The organism is Paenibacillus thermotolerans (assembly GCF_028745515.1).
In the GTDB taxonomy this organism is placed as follows: domain Bacteria; phylum Bacillota; class Bacilli; order Paenibacillales; family YIM-B00363; genus Paenibacillus_AE; species Paenibacillus_AE thermotolerans.
Map to the genome: position 1 here is coordinate 168,402 of NZ_JAQZSG010000007.1, position 15,837 is coordinate 184,238.

Consider the following 15,837-nt stretch of genomic DNA (forward strand, 5'->3'; position numbering starts at 1 on the left):
AAGCCGAGATCTAACATAAGATCTTGGCTATTTAGTTTAGTAACAATCATCATTATGTCATCCCAGTATTATTGTTATTATTAATTCATAATTTCCGGCAGTTGACGGCGTAAGTTGACCTGCTATTTGTGGTCAATCCTGACCAAGCAAGGGTATGCGGAAAAGGGAAACAAATTCTAGACTTTCAATTCATCCGTCTTTATTTTGCCCTTATTGTTAAGCCTTCTGATAGATCAAGACATCTGTATTGTTTTTGAGTTGTAACACACGTTACGAGGAGGTTAAAAGGATTTTGTTATTATTTGCCGAAGTCGTCTAAGTATATAACGCATTTCTGATTGGGTGAATGACATGAAACCGGAAGAACTAAAACAAAAATTTGCGAATCTAACCATATGGAAGAAAAACGGTCAAAGAGCTCCGCACAAACCGCTTCTCATCCTTTATGCACTCGGACAGTATTTGAACGGTAAAACAAATCTTCCCTACGAAGAGGCGAGAGTCAAGCTTAAGAACTTGCTCACCGAGTTCGGACCGGCTCGTAAGTCGTACCACCCTGAGGAACCTTTCGTACGATTGGTTGGTGACGGAATCTGGGAGTTAGACACAGCGGTTGATAAAAGAAATCCAAATGATAAAAAATTACTCGAAAACGGAGTTGCCGGTGGCTTTAACCCGGATGTTATCTTGTTACTGGATAATAACCGTACGTTAGTGATGGAGCTTGCCATGCAGGTGCTAGAGGAGCATTTTCCGGATACGATGCATGAAGATATTCTGGAAGAGGTCGGGCTTCACTATCATCTCACTCGTAAGAAATCGCGGGATCCGTATTTCAGGGAGCGAATCCTTCGAGCTTATGAGCATAGCTGCGCGATATGCGGTTTTCATGTCCGCTTAGGCAATGTCCTGGTAGCGGTTGAAGCGGCGCACATCCAATGGCATCAGGCGGGTGGGCCGGATCGAGAAGAGAATGGAGTGGCTCTTTGTTCGCTCCACCATAAGCTTTTTGACCGTGGAGTATTCACTATTTCATCTGATAAAGAGGTACTCGTAGCTGAAGGTGCCTACGGGACACAAGGCTTTGAAGATTGGCTTATGAAATATCACGGTAAGGCAATAAGATCTCCTATTCACCCGGATTATGCACCAAGAGATCATTTTACAGGGTGGCATTTTCGGGAAGTGTTTAAAGGTCCGGCTAGGTATAGAGCGTAAAAACATCATGTTTCTCATTCCCATGAAAGGGCATACGTATGCTTACACTTGGAATCTACGAACAAGTTGTCAACGAGATGCTTGTCACAGAGATTCAGTCGCTAATCGAAGAATGGGAAGCAGATTTGAAGCATATCGATAGCGCCGTATCGGCTAAGCTGTTGGGTCAGTATATGGGGCGGTTGCTTACTCAAGTTCTTCTTTATATTGAAAACTCGGATGACACAGTGAAGGATCATGTCGCTCTTTGCAATGAAATTATCCGACATACAGCAAATACCCTTGAGCGTGGTACGCTTCATTTTGGATTGGATCGTGTGCTGCTCGAAATTATCGACTCACGCAAGCTCCCGAAGTTAAGTAAGCCGGAGCGGGAAGCGATGCGCCCCAGCACATCACTTGCATTGAGCTCACTTTTTACCGGGGACAAGCGGGAACCGAGCATGATGGCGGAGTTGAGAAAGGAAATCCAAACGAGTGACAGAATCGATTTCCTTGTTTCTTTCATTAAATTCAGTGGTCTTCGGCTCTTGCTCGATGATCTAAAAGCATTTACCTCCCGCGGCGGCCAGCTTCGCGTAATCACGACATGCTATATGGGTGCAACGGATTATAAAGCAGTGGAGAAGCTTGCCCAACTTCCGAACACGGAAGTGAAAATTTCTTATGATACGAAAACAACTAGGCTCCACGCGAAGTCGTACGTTTTTTGGCGGAATACCGGTTACAGTACGTTATACATAGGTTCTTCAAATATGTCCGAATCCGCTATGACAAACGGTTTAGAATGGAATGTGAAGCTGACACAGCAAGATGCACCGGATATTTTGAAAAAGGTTGACGTAACCTTCGAGCATTACTGGAATAACCAGGAGTTTATGAGCTATATACCACAGCTCCACGCAGCGGAGCTTCGAAGAGCGCTTCGATCGGAGCGGGTTAGCGGCCAAGAGGAAGCTGTGCGGAGGGCACATTTTTTTGATATACAGCCTTACTATTACCAGCAGGAGATCCTGGATAAACTGCAAGCGGAACGCGAAATTCATCATTATTATCGCAATCTCGTCGTCGCGGCCACGGGTACGGGTAAGACGGTCATTTCAGCCTTCGATTATCGTCGATTTCGTCAGCAGCACCAGGGGTCGCCTTGTCGGCTGCTTTTTGTGGCGCATCGAAAGGAGATTCTTAGTCAAAGCATAGAATGCTTTCGATCCGTTCTTCGAGATTTAAACTTTGGGGAAATGTTGGTTGGCGGGGAAACCCCATCTAGTCTGGATCATTTATTTGTATCGATTCAGTCTTTGAATTCGCAGGATCTCATCGGCCGAACATCTCCGGATTTCTACGATTACATCGTTGTTGACGAATTCCATCACGCCGCCGCGCCATCGTATCAGCAGCTAATGAATTACTTTCAACCCAAGGTGCTATTAGGTCTCACCGCAACACCCGAGCGTGCCGACGGAAAAAACGTTACGGATTACTTCAATGGAAGGATCGCAGCTGAAATTCGTTTATACGAGGCCATCGAGCGAAAGCTGTTAAGTCCGTTTCACTATTTTGGCGTTACGGATTGTGTTGATTTGAGCGACCTAAGCTGGCGATATGGAAAATATGATGAATCCGAGCTAGAAAATGTTTTCGTATTCCAACATAAGCAAGCGAATGAACGGGTTCGTTATATTTATTCGGCGCTTGAGCGTTATTGTACGAATATGCACGATATTATCGGGATCGGATTTTGTGTCTCAAAGCGACATGCGGAGTTTATGGCGCAGCAGTTTAGCGTTCTAGGAATTCCATCGGAATATCTTATTTCTGAATCGGCCGACGAAGTTCGTGACACGGTGAAACAGCGTTTGGTAAGGAAAGAGATCAATTTCGTCTTTGTTGTCGACCTTTATAATGAAGGTGTCGATATTCCGGAAATTAACACGGTTCTATTCCTCCGTCCGACGGAAAGCTTAACGGTTTATTTGCAGCAGTTAGGGCGGGGACTTCGTCTCTCCGAGGGTAAGGAAGCGCTGACGGTGCTCGATTTTGTCGGTCATGCGCGCCGTGAGTATAATTTCGAGGATCGTTTTAAGGCGTTGCTGCCTAGAAATCGGAAATCCGTGGTGATGGAGATTGAACAGCATTTTCCCAATGTACCTCGGGGTTGTTCCGTCATATTGGAGAAGAGAGCTCAGGAAATTGTCCTGGATCATATTAAAAGTTCAATCAACAATCTGCGGAATATTCGGCGAAAAGTGCGTGATTTCTTCGAGCATCAACCGGATGCTAGAATCGGTGATTTTTTCGAAAACTATCATGTGGATCCCGTTGAAATCTATGGAAGGCAAAAGAAGGGTAACGATTTCCGGAATCGGTGTTGCGGAGAAGGTTGTTCCTTATGATATAACGATTGATTCGGAACGGGAACGCGTTCTTGCGAAAGGGCTGGAGCGTTTATCATTTAATAATTCGGTTCGTTTTTTAGAGACCTCACTTCGATTCATAGAGAATATTCGGACGGTAAAAGGACAGGCGTTATTAGGTCTATCAGAAGAGGAACAGAAATTGCTCCTTATGTTGTATTACACGTTCTGGGATGCGGGATTATCGGAGCTTAAGGAGCAGCATTTTGACCATGTGGAATCCGCGTTGTATTGGCTGATTGAAAATCCACTCTGTTTCGAAGAACTGAAGGATGTTATTCAATACCAGTGCGATAAGATCGATATCGTAGGTCGAGCCATTCCCGAGTTAGGCAGCGACGTTCCTATTGATTTATATTGTAACTATACGATTGATCAGGTATTGGCCGCACTCGGCAAGCATAAGGCTTGGAAGCACAGTCATTTTCAAGAGGGAGTTCTACACCTTAAAGATCGTAACATGGATGTATTCTTTATTACGCTGAACAAGTACGAAAAGGATTACTCGCCCTCAACAATGTATCACGACTACGCCATCAATGAGCGTGTTTTTCATTGGCAAACTCAAAGCCGCACGACGGTAACATCGCCAACCGGGCAGCGTTATATTAACCAAAGGAAGACGAAACACCCGGTGCTGCTCTTTGTTAGGGATAAGAAGAGTGAGGGAACCGTTACTATGCCTTTTACTTGCATTGGGCTAGCAGATTACCAAAGCCACAGTGGGTCAGCGCCTATTAGTATCGAATGGAGAATGAGAGAGGCATTGCCTGCTTTCGTGCTACAGACTGCGGTTAAAGTGTAAGAAGGGAGAAAAAATGCCTACATATAACAAGCTAGTTCGTGATCTCATTCCAGAAGTGATACGCAGCCAAGGCAAAGCGGCAAACATCCGTACATTGGAGAAAAACGAATATGTGGTTGAATTACGCAATAAACTTCATGAGGAAATTGGGGAGTATCTCTTAGCCAACGACGATCAATCTGCAGTTGAAGAGCTGGCGGACATTTTGGAATTGATTTATGCTCTTGCAGCAACGCATGGATCCACTCCGGAACAACTGGAGAAAGTGCGAGCAGATAAAGCAGCTAAACGCGGAGGTTTTAAGAAAGGTATTTTTCTTATCAATGTTGAAGATGCTTGATGTATACATGCCTATTTCGAAAGGAGGGCGTTGATTATGACAATGGAACACAAAACCATTACTTCGCAGCAAGGACTAGCGATGGTCGAACAAGTGCGCCGCATTTGCGAGCCGCTCCCTGAGGTAGAGGAGATCATCGACGGATTCGGCCATACGGTGTTTAAGGTGAAAGGCAAGACGTTCATCATGATGGGAGAGAACGATAAAGACGGCACCACCGGCCTATCGTTCAAGTCGGATCGGGAAAACCAAGAGATTTTGCTGCAATCTGGACGATACGTCAAAACACCGTATATCGGCCACCACGGCTGGGTGTCGATGAAGAAAGGCGAGTCGATCGATTGGGACGAGCTAGCCGTTCTGCTCAAGGAAGCCTATTTACGTGCAGCGCCGAAGCGATTGGTGAAGCAGCTGCAAGGATAGATTATGGATCTCCTGGCGATTATGCTATGGAGATTTATTTTGTTTACAAGAACAGAAGTAAATCTAATTATTTATTTCATAAAAGTAAATGAATTTCTTTACCCGGCTCGGAACCCGTGGTAGAATTTGGGTAAATGGTCAGGAGGTTATAACGGATGCCGCCAAATAACCGTCAAATCTTATCAATGATTTCGATGCTGGCTCGAGACGGCTTCTTCGTCCTTACTGAACATGCAACCGAACAAAGGATTAGATGAGGAATGACAACGGCAGACGTTGAAGACATCCTTTGCAACCCTACCAGATTAATCCGAACGGACACTGACGAGGAGGGGTTGGAAAAACACAAAATGGAAGAAGGGTCTAAACGTCAAAAGCTTGCAATTACAATTACTGGAGATAAATTAATTGTAGTGATAACGGCAATGGATTAACCTCCTTCGCCTTTTGAACACATTTATAAATAAATAAAACTAATAATAGGAGTGAACCAGATGACATTTAAGTGCGTTCACTGCAGGAATACGAGCGCTAAAAACACAGTTATCACTAAAGAATTTGTGATTAATGGCAAAACACTCGTAGTCGAAAACATTCCAATAATTGAATGTACAAATTGCCATGAAAAATTTTTCGATAAAGAAGCAAATGAGTTTATTGACCATCAAATACAGATTTTTGAAGCGGAAGGTTTAGAAAATAAGGCCAAGGAACTAGTTAAATCCAAAGGCATTACTCAAGAGAAATTAGGTCAAATGCTTGGCGGGATATCGAAGCAGCGAGTAAATCAGATATTAAACTCAAGTAATATCGATATAAAAACAGCATACAAAATAACGAAGCTAATCAATGAACCGATTGAAAAAGTGTTTGTGCATAGGGATATTATCAAAGAAGAAGATAATAAATATTACATTAGAAATTGATGGATCCGGCCATTATTCCAATTGACCGCTCCCTTCGACACCTAACGGCACAAACGCTCTCGCAAGCTTTTGTGCCGTTATCACATTCCCATCATATAAAAGACGAGTATTCTGCCCAAGCCATAAGATCCGTTAGGATATTACATGAGGCAGAATCTAAATATATTTAAATCCAGATCGGCCGTTCGGCCAGACTTATGGGAGGTCTGCAAACTGCCGCCTCATAAATGCTAGAGAAGCAGGAAGCTCCAAATCCGGTTCGGTCACGCTGCATTCCGCAGAAATCATGCCGGCATAGCCTGCTTCTTTCAGTTTTTCAACAAACGTATCATAAGGGTATAGCCCTGTTCCGGGCGAGCGCCTACCGGTATCGGCGATATGAATATGTGCCAGCCAATCCTTTTGCTCAATTAACGTCTGATAATCCTCCTGCTCCTCATCCATATGATAAAAATCAGCCAGCACCCGGATCGGTTCGGCGTTAATCAGCTTCGCAAAAGCAACCCCTTCCGCAACGCTGTTAATCAGGTTCGTTTCCTTCCGATTTAACGGTTCGATGGCAAGCGTAATCCCTGTACCTGCAAACTCCCCGGCAATGTCTCTTAGCAGGATTAACATTTGCTCGTCCGCGCGAGCCCTGCCCCATCCGTCAGGAAATTTGCGGGAACCCCCGCTGCCAAACACGGCAATTTCCGCACCGATTCTGGCCAGCGCATCGGCAACCCTGGCATTATAGTTCCGCACCCTTCTCCAATCTACATCGGGTCCGACCACCTTCATATCCCGAGGAAAAAACAAATTGAGCGCCTTCACCGGAATAGGGCTGTTTATATATTTTGAAATCATCATTCGCAGCTGCTTGTTATCCTCCACTTGCAACGCCGAAATCGGTGCCTCAATATAATCGAACCCATATTTGTGCAGCAGGTCAGCCTCGTCGATCCCTTTGCACCAACCGAGCAATACCAACGGCAACACCTTCTTTAAGAAGATTTTGACGGTTCATTTTGTCCCTTTCTACATAGATACGCGTATCATAGCCGTTTCATTGCAGCAATTCTCCCGAAGCGACAAGTTTCTGACTTATCAAACAACATTATCTGTGGATAACTAATTGAACGAGCCCGTGGCGGTTTCTATCGTTCGGAAGAGGACACTTCCCGGCTTAACAGCTGCAATAATTTATCCCGGTTTCGATCCGAAATCGGGTACGATGCCTGAACTCCGCCATAACCCATCGTGCCGTCAGCTTCCCGAAACGCATAAACAAATGAAGCGGGCCGGTCGCTTGGGAGCCAAACCAACATATCAATCGGAGAACTGGTATGCTCTAAGGTGATGCGAAACCAATAATCCGCCGGGGCTTGGTCGAGGGGAGCTAGGTCCTTCTGATTCGATAATGCTTGAGCTAGGGTTCGGACGGCTTCCTTATTTTGTTTGGCGGTCCAGTGGACGATGAACTCGTTATTGCCCTGAGGAGTATAAATATCCGCGAAGCTGACCGGAAATCCGTTGATTTTCGGAATTTGTTTGTACACCCAGCCTGCGGCGCTTAGGATTACCACGACGACAACTACGACGAGGAGACAGCCTTTATTCTTCATGATATACCTCCTTTGTTCTCAAGTATCTCTATCGGCGGCGGTCCGCAAACAAAAAACAGAGCGCAAAAACTGTGACCAGTTCCCGCACTCCGTTATGATATCGATGATGCTAAATCAGTTTCTCCCAAATCCAAATCGGCCTCTCCAGCAGGATCGAAAGAAGTGTACGATTGACTGCCTTAGAGTTCGTCTGAAGATCGTTACTTAGTACGATGACCGTGATGTCCTCATCGAGCACTCGCGTCATATAATGGCGGAACCCGCTCGGATAGCCGCCTGAGTGGCCGACCGCATCATGTCCGAACACCCGCTGTACGAACCAGCCGTAGCCGTATTTTTGCGGGAACTTGGATGCATGCTCCGTCTCCATCAATGTCAGCGACTCCGGGGACAGCAGCTTGCCGCCCCGCAACGCGCGGTCGTAGTGCGCCAAATCCTCCGCCGTTGCAATGAGGTTTCCGGCCGCGAACGCCGCGGAATCGTCCATTGCGGGGCCGGCTTCGCCGTTGACATAACCGGTCGCGGCATCCGCTCCGTCAGTAACCGTGAACGTTGCATGCTCCATCCCGGCAGGCGCGAAAATATGCTCCGCAATATAATCCTCATACGACTGCACGCTCACATGCTCAATGATCAGCCCGAGCAGCACATAGCCCGAATTGCTGTAGCGGAAGCCGGAACCCGGCTCGAAATCCGGTGTTGCGTCGCGGATCACGTCTACAATTTGCTCCGGCTCCCACGCCTTTCCGTAATCGAACGAAAATGCCGGGTTCATATAATCCGGAATGCCGGAGCTGTGGCTGAGCAGATGGCTGATCTTGATGTTGTCGCCACCCGGGAAGTCCGCTATGTATTTGGACAACGGGTCATCCAAAGAGAGCTTGCCTTGCTCCGCCAGCTGCATCATGGCAACAGCAGTGAACGACTTGGATAGTGAAGCGATGTGATACAACGTTTGGGGTGTATTTTGGACGCCTTCTGCTGCTAACCCGTACCCTTTTTCGAATAAAATGCCGCCGTCCTTCGCTGCCAACACGACACCGCGGAACGATTCGTTCGTCAAATATTGATCCATCCGCTCGGCTGCCGAGCCTTTCAATTCCCCGTGCGTTTCACGACCCAGAACGAACAAAACCGCCGCCGCAAGCAAAACGATGATGACGATGGTCCATATCAATCCTTTTACGATCCCTCTCATAGTAACCGCCATAGAATAATATATTTACGTTATTAACATAACTTGGATATGATAGTGAAATAGATTCACGTTGTCAAGGGATGATTTTCCACTACTGCTACGAAACGTTCGATTGTATTGGAGAAAAGGCTGCAAAAGTTTATACTGATTCATAGCAAGCGAGATGGGGTAGGAACGGAGGTGCTGATTTTCCATTGAACCTTTTAATAGCGGAACATCTGAATAAAAGCTACGGCATAAAAACGCTGCTTAACGATGTGAATTTTAGTATAGATGACGGCGATCGGATCGGCATTATCGGTGTGAACGGCACGGGGAAGTCGACGTTCATGCGCATAATCGGGGGCCTTGAGCAGCCGGACACGGGGCACATCGCTTACCGCAACGGCATTCGGATCGAATATTTGCCGCAAAATCCGCCGATCGACAATGAGCTGACTGTAATTGAGTACGTGTTTCAAGGCAACTCGCCGCTTATGCAGCTGCTGCGCCAATATGAGCACGTCTTGCATCAGGTGGAAAACAACGTTCCCGGCGCGGTGGAGAAGCTGACGGAGCTTGGCGCGCGGATGGATGCGGCGGACGCATGGCAGGTGGAGAGCGAAGCGAAGAAGATACTTTCCCAGCTTGGGGTCAGCGACGTTCATGCCCGCATGGGGGCGCTCTCCGGCGGGCTTCGGAGGCGGATTGCGATTGCAAGCGCGCTGATCCGGCCTTCGGATTTGCTCATCCTGGACGAGCCGACGAACCATATCGACACCGACACGGTGCAATGGCTGGAGCAGTATTTGAAGAAGACGAAATCGGCGCTTCTGATGATTACTCACGACCGGTACTTCCTGGACCGGATCGCGAGCCGCATCGTGGAGCTGGACGGCGGCAAGCTGTATGCGTACAGCGGGAATTATAGCGTGTTTCTGGAGCAAAAGGCCGTAAGGCTGGAGCAGCAGCAGGCGTCGGAGCAAAAGCGTCAAAACCTGCTGCGCAATGAGCTTGCTTGGATTCGGCGCGGTGCGCAAGCCCGTTCCACGAAGCAGAAGGCGCGAATCGACAGGTTCGAGAAGCTGCAGGCGGAAGCCGGCCCATCGACCGCGGAGACGCTCGACATCGCTTTGTCGGGAGCGCGGTTGGGCAAGAAAGTGCTTGAACTGCATGACGTAGGCAAAAATGCCGCCGGCCGCCCGCTGTTTAGCCACTTTAACTATATCGTGCAAAGAGACGACCGCGTCGGCATCATCGGCCCGAACGGCGCCGGCAAATCGACGCTGCTCAATGTGATCGCGGGCAGGGTCCCGCCCGACAGCGGCGAGGTGGAGCAAGGGCAGACCGTTAAGATCGGCTTTTTCTCGCAGGAGCCTGTCGAGATGGACGGATCGATGCGGGTCATTGACTATATTAAGGAAGCGGCGGAGCAAATTCGGACGTCGGACGGCAGTACGATCAGCGCTTCTCAAATGCTGGAGCGGTTCTTGTTTCCTTCGGGCCTGCAATGGTCGCCGATCGGCAACCTGTCGGGAGGGGAGAAGCGCCGGCTGCAGCTGCTGCGCATTCTCGTCGAAGGGCCGAATGTGCTGCTGCTCGACGAGCCGACGAACGATCTCGACATCGGCACGCTGTCCGTGCTCGAGGACTACTTGGAGGAGTTTGCCGGGGCGGTCATTGTTGTTTCTCATGACCGGTACTTTTTGGACCGGACGGTGGACACGCTGTGGAGCTTCGAAGGCGACGGCAAAGTCGTTTACCATGTCGGAAACTTCTCGGAGTACGAGGCATGGAAGGCGGCGCAGGGTGCGGCGGCGACGACTACCGCTGATCACCGCGCTTCGGACAATTCGACCGAGAAGGGTAGACGCGAGAAGGAAAAGACACTCAAGTTCACCTACAACGAGCAGAAGGAATTTGAGGAAATCGACGATCGGATTGCCTCCGTCGAGGAGCAGCTGCAGGCGGCGAACGAGGCGATCGATACATGCGGCAGCGACTACGAGAAGCTGCAAAAGCTGACCGAACAGCAGCAAGCGCTGGAGTCTGAGCTTGAGTGGCTGATGGATCGGTGGACGTACTTGAACGAGCTCGCCGAGCAGATCGAGCAGCAGAAGCGGAAATAACTCAATAAGGAAGTTTTTCCTCACTATTTGCACGCGGCGACGTGGTTTTTGCCGAATAGTGAGGTCCAACTTCGCTATCTCGGTCCGCACGCCCGTTTTGTGTCGGGAATTCGGTAAATAAGGCAGTTTCACCTCACTATTTGAAGCGCTAACTGCAATATCAATGAAATAATGATGTTTTACCTCACTAATCCCCATGACGACAAGTTGTGGGGATTTCTTATTTCCCGGGCGAGCGCACGAACCGACAAGAAAACAAAGGAATTTGTCTTTTCCTGGCGAAAGAGAGGAAACAATACATTTGATGTCAGGAGACAGCCGATATGTTTAAGGGACATCTTAGATCCGACATACCATTCATATTTGCGCAGTCATACCATATCTGAATAAACAAAGAAAGAAGCGGCCGCACCGGCCGCTTCTTTCTTGTCGCCAACCGCATAATATCCATGCTCCCTGCAAAACATACCCACGAGGTGAAAACAATGGAAAATAAGAAGGACGAACCGACCGTTGCGCCGGGCATGAATATGGATGACGAGCTGGAAGAGCCCGCGTCGGAGGAAGAGATCCAAAGCAACGAGTCTACCTCCGTTACCCGGCTGTTCTTGGACCGTACCCCTGAAGACTAAACTTAACTACTAAACACGAGGTGCGTTAACGTTATGCGGAGTCGTTTTATCGTGCTTGGCATAGGTATATTAATGATCATCATCGGCAGCGTCGCTACATTTCTGAAATACCCGTATTTCGGCAACGGGCTCATTCTCATCGGTACGATCGTAGGCTTAGGGGCCGTCTTTTTCTGGAAGCAAAAGGCCCGCAAGTGATCAATCCAGCATAAATTTCTGCCGCAAATCCTCGCGGTGGAGCACCTGCGAATCGTGCCGGATGTAATGGCATACGTACGATCTTCTCCAGCGGTCCCGCGAGCGGTTTTTGCGGGAGGAGTGGATCAGCAGCTCGTGAAAGAACAAAATATCGCCCTTTTCCATCACGACGGGAACCTCCTGCGACAGGTCGATTCCTTCGGTTTCGTGCGTCCACGCCTCGTGCTCGAGCAAATTTTTGACCGCACCGTGGGGCAGCAGCCCGAGCTTGTGCGATCGCGGGATGACGAACAGGCAGCCGTTCTCCTCGTCGACGAGCTCCTCCATCGCGATCCACGCCGCAATCATCGTCATCGGGTCGTCTTTTATGTAGTAATAGTCCTGATGCGGCGCCTGACCGGCCGAGCCCGGCTCCTTGTAGAAATACATGCTCTGCACGCCGGCCGCCTCACGGCCCATCAGCTGCGCGAGCGCGCCTCGGACGATCGGCAGCTTCATCATCTGCAGCGCGAAGCCGTCATGCTTGTGCGGGTTAAACAGCCGCAGCGTGAATCGGTCCTCGTCCCGTTTGACCGCGGCCCACTCCGGCAGCGTCACCTCCGACCGGATCGTATACACATGGGCATTGAACGCGTCGATCAGATCGGGGCTGCAGGAACCTTTTAACAGCAAATACCCGTTCTCATGAAAAAACTTCACCTGCTCCTCCGAAAGCGGCTCCAACCGGGGCGGCCGCGGGGGCATCTTCAGCATTGCCGACTCCTCCTCTTCCTAGCATCAACACTTATAGATTATTCTTTTGCCAAGCCTATTGAAAGACAGCGGGATAAAAAACTTTCGCATAAACGGGGAAATCGTGAAACAGGGTAGGATTTTTTCCGCATAATGGCGAAATGAAATCATATGATCATGCGTAAGGAGGCGTGGATCCGCCATGCTAAAGCGTAAAGTAGGCCGGTTAAACCATGAAAGCTCGGTCGTCATGTTCGGTGCGGCGAGCTTGGGCAATGTAACGCAGGAGGAGGCCGACGCATCGATTACGTTCGCGCTGGAGCACGGGGTGAACCATTTCGATACGGCTGCCAGCTACGGAGATGCGGAGCTTCGAATGGGACCGATCATCAGCAAGGTTCGCGGCGATATTTTTTTGGCGACGAAAACCGGCGAACGCTCGAAGGAGAAGGCGAAAGAGGAAATTTACCGCTCGTTGGAACGGATGAAGGTGGACTCGGTAGACTTGCTGCAGCTGCACGCGGTCGGCACGATCGATGAGCTGGATCTGTGCACTGCGAAGGGCGGCGCGTTGGAAGCGGCGATTGAAGCGAAGGAAGAAGGCGTTGTCGGGGAAATCGGCATTACCGGGCACGGGCATTTGGCTCCGGTTACGCATTTGGAGGCGCTTCGGCGGTTTCCTTTTGCCACGGTGCTGCTGCCTTTGAACTATTATATGTACTCTTTGCCCGCATATCGCGAGGCGTTCGATGCTTTAATGGAGGAAACCGTGAAGCAGAATGCAGCGGTTCGGGTCATTAAGGCGGTTGCGAAGAAGCCTTGGGGTGAGGGGCAGCAGCGGCCGTACTCCACCTGGTACGAACCGTTCGACCGGCAGGAAGTGATCGATGCTTGCGTGCATTCTGTGCTGTCGTTCCCGAACGTGGTCGGATTCGCAAGTGCGGGCGACATTCACCTGTTTCCCAAAATTGTGGATGCGGTCGAGCGTTACGGTACGATGAAGGACGAGGACGCGGAGCGGATATTGAGCTCGATCAGCGGCTACACGTCTGTGTTCGATGCCCCGACTTCTATCGCTTAGTATTGGAAGCTTCAAACGGATTCATTCGACTTTTCTAAAGTCGGGGGATCCGTTTTTTTTGTGTTATCTTTCACAATTACAAGCGGTGTGTTTTGTTGTATGATCTTTCTTGTTACTAATTACCAAATAGACGGGGAGAAGCATTAGGATGAAGAGAGTTATCGCGTTTGTAGTCATGATGATGTTGTTCGCTACTGTGGTGAACGCATCCGGTATGTACGGGACATACAAGGGGAACCCGATCGTCAAAGTAAAAATCAACGGAACAGAACAGAAGACGACGGATGTGCCGGCAATCAGCATGCAGGGCCGGGTCATGGTCCCGCTCAATATGCTCCGGGCCGCGGGGGCGGAGGTTACGTGGGATAACAAAACGCAAACCGCAAGCGTCACCACGAAGTCCGGCAGTTCTTCTAAAGATATCGTGAGCTATCTGAGCTCCGTTTCGGAGAAGGTAGACCGTCTCGGCGGATCTTATTTGACGTTAGCGTACGATGAAACCGGGCCGTATATGAGCGTGTCGTACTCGGCCGTAGCGAACTATGATGAGGATGTCGCCAATATTTCGGCATTGACCGAATTTGTGGCTAATACGGAAGCGGCTTGGATGTATGTGTATGTATATTCGCCTGCATCGGAAGGCTCCGTATACACCGGGAACGTCGAAGTGTCGCGCGAGGACGCGGAAGCTTACGTGAACGGAAAGCTGACGGAAGAGCATTATTTCGACAGTTGGGTCATCAATTCGACGGAGCTGCTTGGAGACGCGGAGTACGACGAAGAGGATGCGTATGATGATACGGCTGCGATCGAGCTGTATTCCTTCGATGGAGAAGTATACTTGGGGCAATTGACCAGCGACGATACGGCGGACAGCGTGTTCAATGAGAAAGGCGAATTCGGCGGCAAAACGTCCGCAAACTCCATCTGGAATCCGAAAAGCAAATACGGCGGGGAAACATCGGATGAAGGCGTATTTAACAAAAAGGCGACGAAGCCGCCGGCGATTTACTTTTATGACGAGCTGATCGGGTATTTAACCGCTAATCCGGATTTTGAAGACGGGGTGCACCCTGACGAGCTGATGGATTGGCTGCTTGAGAACGGATTTTAATTGTAGCGGTGCGGGAGCGGTCCTTTACATTGGGGCTGCTTTTTTGCATTGTGCGCAAAAAAAATGCCGCATTCCGGGTTCGCCCTTATAGGCCGGAATGTCGGCTATTTCTGTTTTACAGCCAGTAGTTGTACTCTTTGTCCACGATAGTTTGGAACGATGGGCTTGCTTCGGCGATCGTTTTGTAAATTTGTTTGTATTGATCGTTCAACAGGCTCAAGATCAATTGGCAGCGGACATCGTCGTTGTCCTTTTTTAAGTTGTTGATGATTTTGATCGGTTGGAATTCATCGTCAATCATCGTGCTGATTAACGCAAACTGAAATCCATTATAATAAAAAGTGACGATGAGCTTCTTGGTGCTGGGCAAATACTGGATGGCCACATCTTCGAGTGACCCGTTGCCGTATGGAATGGAACGCAAATAAGGTGAAGCCATAGTTTGATCCCTGCCTGACATACGTAAGAATATGTTTTATTATAGCATTTATTTTTCTTTATTAAATTGTGAAATAATTAACATTATTAGGTCCAAAGAACGTTGAACTCAATAACGATAAGGTCTTTAGAGATATGTATATTCATAAAATGAGACGAAAGCCCCATGCACGAAATACCCTCTATAAACTTTATCAGATATGACTGGATAGAATCAATGAGTGAATGGCTATGTCGGTGGATTTATTTTCCTGTTGCATCGGGCGCGCCGTCTGTGATACATTATTGCTTGTCGCTCAAAACGGACGCCTTCGGGCGGCGTTGAATGACGAGAATCGACAGAACGGTGCGAACTGATATGGTAAAAATACAGGTTGCGCGGTTCGTTGAAACGTGATAAGATGTAATTCCTGTCGCCGAGAAGGTGACGGGGACGAGTAAGACAAGCTTGCTCCTTGAAAACTGAACAACGAGCACGGACTTTTCGAAGGTGTCGCTCCTGCGATATCGAGGAAATGTCCAGCATACGCTTGTGCGATTGTTATGATCGTACAATTAAAGTAAGTCAGCTTTTAAATCATGAGTTCAGATATGAACTTCTCT

General features: G+C 48.8%; 17 protein-coding genes. 12 read left to right on the forward strand and 5 right to left on the reverse strand.

The genetic code is table 11. The features are described 5' to 3' along the window. Positions 1–351 precede the first annotated feature (351 nt). The 7 genes from PT964_RS08515 to PT964_RS08545 all read left to right on the forward strand — a co-directional run bounded on the left by PT964_RS08515 (position 352) and on the right by PT964_RS08545 (position 6,129). On the forward strand, positions 352–1,218 hold the full coding sequence (locus PT964_RS08515) for a phosphorothioated DNA-binding restriction endonuclease (RefSeq protein WP_274362921.1): 867 nt from the start codon (positions 352–354) through the stop codon (positions 1,216–1,218). A 38-nt stretch (positions 1,219–1,256) separates the two neighbouring features. Continuing rightward, positions 1,257–3,614, forward strand: coding sequence for a DEAD/DEAH box helicase (locus PT964_RS08520; RefSeq protein ID WP_274362922.1), 2,358 nt, complete (start codon positions 1,257–1,259; stop codon positions 3,612–3,614). Beyond that, the gene (locus tag PT964_RS08525) at positions 3,550–4,440 is read left to right on the forward strand and encodes a DUF3427 domain-containing protein (RefSeq protein WP_274362923.1); all 891 of its coding nucleotides are present in this window, start codon (positions 3,550–3,552) and stop codon (positions 4,438–4,440) included. Before PT964_RS08520 ends, PT964_RS08525 begins: the two co-directional genes overlap by 65 nt. 13 nt (positions 4,441–4,453) lie before the next feature. Continuing rightward, on the forward strand, positions 4,454–4,780 hold the full coding sequence (locus PT964_RS08530) for a nucleoside triphosphate pyrophosphohydrolase (RefSeq protein WP_274362924.1): 327 nt from the start codon (positions 4,454–4,456) through the stop codon (positions 4,778–4,780). A 36-nt stretch (positions 4,781–4,816) separates the two neighbouring features. Further along, positions 4,817–5,203 carry an MmcQ/YjbR family DNA-binding protein gene (locus PT964_RS08535; protein WP_274362925.1) on the forward strand — a complete coding sequence of 129 codons (387 nt, stop codon included), beginning with the start codon at positions 4,817–4,819 and terminating at the stop codon, positions 5,201–5,203. A gap of 260 nt (positions 5,204–5,463) precedes the next feature. Next, the gene (locus PT964_RS08540; protein WP_274362926.1) at positions 5,464–5,637 is read left to right on the forward strand and encodes a hypothetical protein; all 174 of its coding nucleotides are present in this window, start codon (positions 5,464–5,466) and stop codon (positions 5,635–5,637) included. Between the two features lie 60 nt (positions 5,638–5,697). Next, positions 5,698–6,129, forward strand: coding sequence for a helix-turn-helix domain-containing protein (locus PT964_RS08545; RefSeq protein ID WP_274362927.1), 432 nt, complete (start codon positions 5,698–5,700; stop codon positions 6,127–6,129). A gap of 195 nt (positions 6,130–6,324) precedes the next feature. Here PT964_RS08545 and PT964_RS08550 read toward each other — a convergent pair whose 3' ends face one another. The 3 genes from PT964_RS08550 to PT964_RS08560 form a co-directional block, all read right to left on the reverse strand. Next, positions 6,325–7,098 carry a sugar phosphate isomerase/epimerase family protein gene (locus tag PT964_RS08550; protein WP_274362928.1) on the reverse strand — a complete coding sequence of 258 codons (774 nt, stop codon included), beginning with the start codon at positions 7,096–7,098 and terminating at the stop codon, positions 6,325–6,327. A gap of 167 nt (positions 7,099–7,265) precedes the next feature. Continuing rightward, entirely contained in the window at positions 7,266–7,733 is a 468-nt protein-coding gene (locus PT964_RS08555) for a hypothetical protein (RefSeq protein ID WP_274362929.1), read from the reverse strand. 109 nt (positions 7,734–7,842) lie between these two features. Continuing rightward, the gene (locus PT964_RS08560) at positions 7,843–8,931 is read right to left on the reverse strand and encodes a serine hydrolase domain-containing protein (RefSeq protein ID WP_274362930.1); all 1,089 of its coding nucleotides are present in this window, start codon (positions 8,929–8,931) and stop codon (positions 7,843–7,845) included. 194 nt (positions 8,932–9,125) lie between these two features. Between PT964_RS08560 and PT964_RS08565 the strand changes: the two genes are divergently transcribed. From PT964_RS08565 to PT964_RS08575, 3 genes are all read left to right on the forward strand, one after another. Then, positions 9,126–11,039, forward strand: coding sequence for an ABC-F family ATP-binding cassette domain-containing protein (locus PT964_RS08565; protein WP_274362931.1), 1,914 nt, complete (start codon positions 9,126–9,128; stop codon positions 11,037–11,039). A gap of 485 nt (positions 11,040–11,524) precedes the next feature. Next, positions 11,525–11,671, forward strand: a complete 147-nt coding sequence (locus tag PT964_RS08570; protein WP_274362932.1) for a hypothetical protein — start codon at positions 11,525–11,527, stop codon at positions 11,669–11,671. A gap of 33 nt (positions 11,672–11,704) precedes the next feature. Further along, entirely contained in the window at positions 11,705–11,869 is a 165-nt protein-coding gene (locus tag PT964_RS08575) for a hypothetical protein (RefSeq protein ID WP_274362933.1), read from the forward strand. Here the strand turns inward: PT964_RS08575 and PT964_RS08580 are convergent, their stop codons facing one another. After that, the gene (locus PT964_RS08580) at positions 11,870–12,622 is read right to left on the reverse strand and encodes a phytanoyl-CoA dioxygenase family protein (protein WP_274362934.1); all 753 of its coding nucleotides are present in this window, start codon (positions 12,620–12,622) and stop codon (positions 11,870–11,872) included. A gap of 181 nt (positions 12,623–12,803) precedes the next feature. On the opposite strand from PT964_RS08580, the gene PT964_RS08585 reads away from it, so the two are divergent. Both PT964_RS08585 and PT964_RS08590 read left to right on the forward strand, forming a co-directional pair. After that, entirely contained in the window at positions 12,804–13,682 is an 879-nt protein-coding gene (locus PT964_RS08585; protein ID WP_274362935.1) for an aldo/keto reductase, read from the forward strand. 148 nt (positions 13,683–13,830) lie between these two features. Further along, a complete protein-coding gene (locus tag PT964_RS08590) occupies positions 13,831–14,796 on the forward strand; it encodes a stalk domain-containing protein (RefSeq protein ID WP_274362936.1) in 966 nt (321 codons plus the stop codon). Between the two features lie 115 nt (positions 14,797–14,911). On the opposite strand, the gene PT964_RS08595 is transcribed toward PT964_RS08590, so the two are convergent. After that, positions 14,912–15,235 carry a hypothetical protein gene (locus tag PT964_RS08595; RefSeq protein WP_274362937.1) on the reverse strand — a complete coding sequence of 108 codons (324 nt, stop codon included), beginning with the start codon at positions 15,233–15,235 and terminating at the stop codon, positions 14,912–14,914. Between the last annotated feature and the right edge of the window lie 602 nt (positions 15,236–15,837).

Coding starts and splice junctions, on each gene's coding strand:
- PT964_RS08530 (WP_274362924.1), top strand. CDS start 4,454: ATGCCTACATATAACAAGCTAGTTCGTGATCTCATTCCAGAAGTGATA.
- PT964_RS08570 (WP_274362932.1), top strand. CDS start 11,525: ATGGAAAATAAGAAGGACGAACCGACCGTTGCGCCGGGCATGAATATG.
- PT964_RS08535 (WP_274362925.1), top strand. CDS start 4,817: ATGACAATGGAACACAAAACCATTACTTCGCAGCAAGGACTAGCGATG.
- PT964_RS08515 (WP_274362921.1), top strand. CDS start 352: ATGAAACCGGAAGAACTAAAACAAAAATTTGCGAATCTAACCATATGG.
- PT964_RS08575 (WP_274362933.1), top strand. CDS start 11,705: ATGCGGAGTCGTTTTATCGTGCTTGGCATAGGTATATTAATGATCATC.
- PT964_RS08560 (WP_274362930.1), bottom strand. CDS start 8,931: ATGAGAGGGATCGTAAAAGGATTGATATGGACCATCGTCATCATCGTT.
- PT964_RS08590 (WP_274362936.1), top strand. CDS start 13,831: ATGAAGAGAGTTATCGCGTTTGTAGTCATGATGATGTTGTTCGCTACT.
- PT964_RS08525 (WP_274362923.1), top strand. CDS start 3,550: ATGGAAGGCAAAAGAAGGGTAACGATTTCCGGAATCGGTGTTGCGGAG.
- PT964_RS08585 (WP_274362935.1), top strand. CDS start 12,804: ATGCTAAAGCGTAAAGTAGGCCGGTTAAACCATGAAAGCTCGGTCGTC.
- PT964_RS08555 (WP_274362929.1), bottom strand. CDS start 7,733: ATGAAGAATAAAGGCTGTCTCCTCGTCGTAGTTGTCGTCGTGGTAATC.
- PT964_RS08540 (WP_274362926.1), top strand. CDS start 5,464: ATGACAACGGCAGACGTTGAAGACATCCTTTGCAACCCTACCAGATTA.
- PT964_RS08580 (WP_274362934.1), bottom strand. CDS start 12,622: ATGCTGAAGATGCCCCCGCGGCCGCCCCGGTTGGAGCCGCTTTCGGAG.
- PT964_RS08520 (WP_274362922.1), top strand. CDS start 1,257: ATGCTTACACTTGGAATCTACGAACAAGTTGTCAACGAGATGCTTGTC.
- PT964_RS08595 (WP_274362937.1), bottom strand. CDS start 15,235: ATGGCTTCACCTTATTTGCGTTCCATTCCATACGGCAACGGGTCACTC.
- PT964_RS08545 (WP_274362927.1), top strand. CDS start 5,698: ATGACATTTAAGTGCGTTCACTGCAGGAATACGAGCGCTAAAAACACA.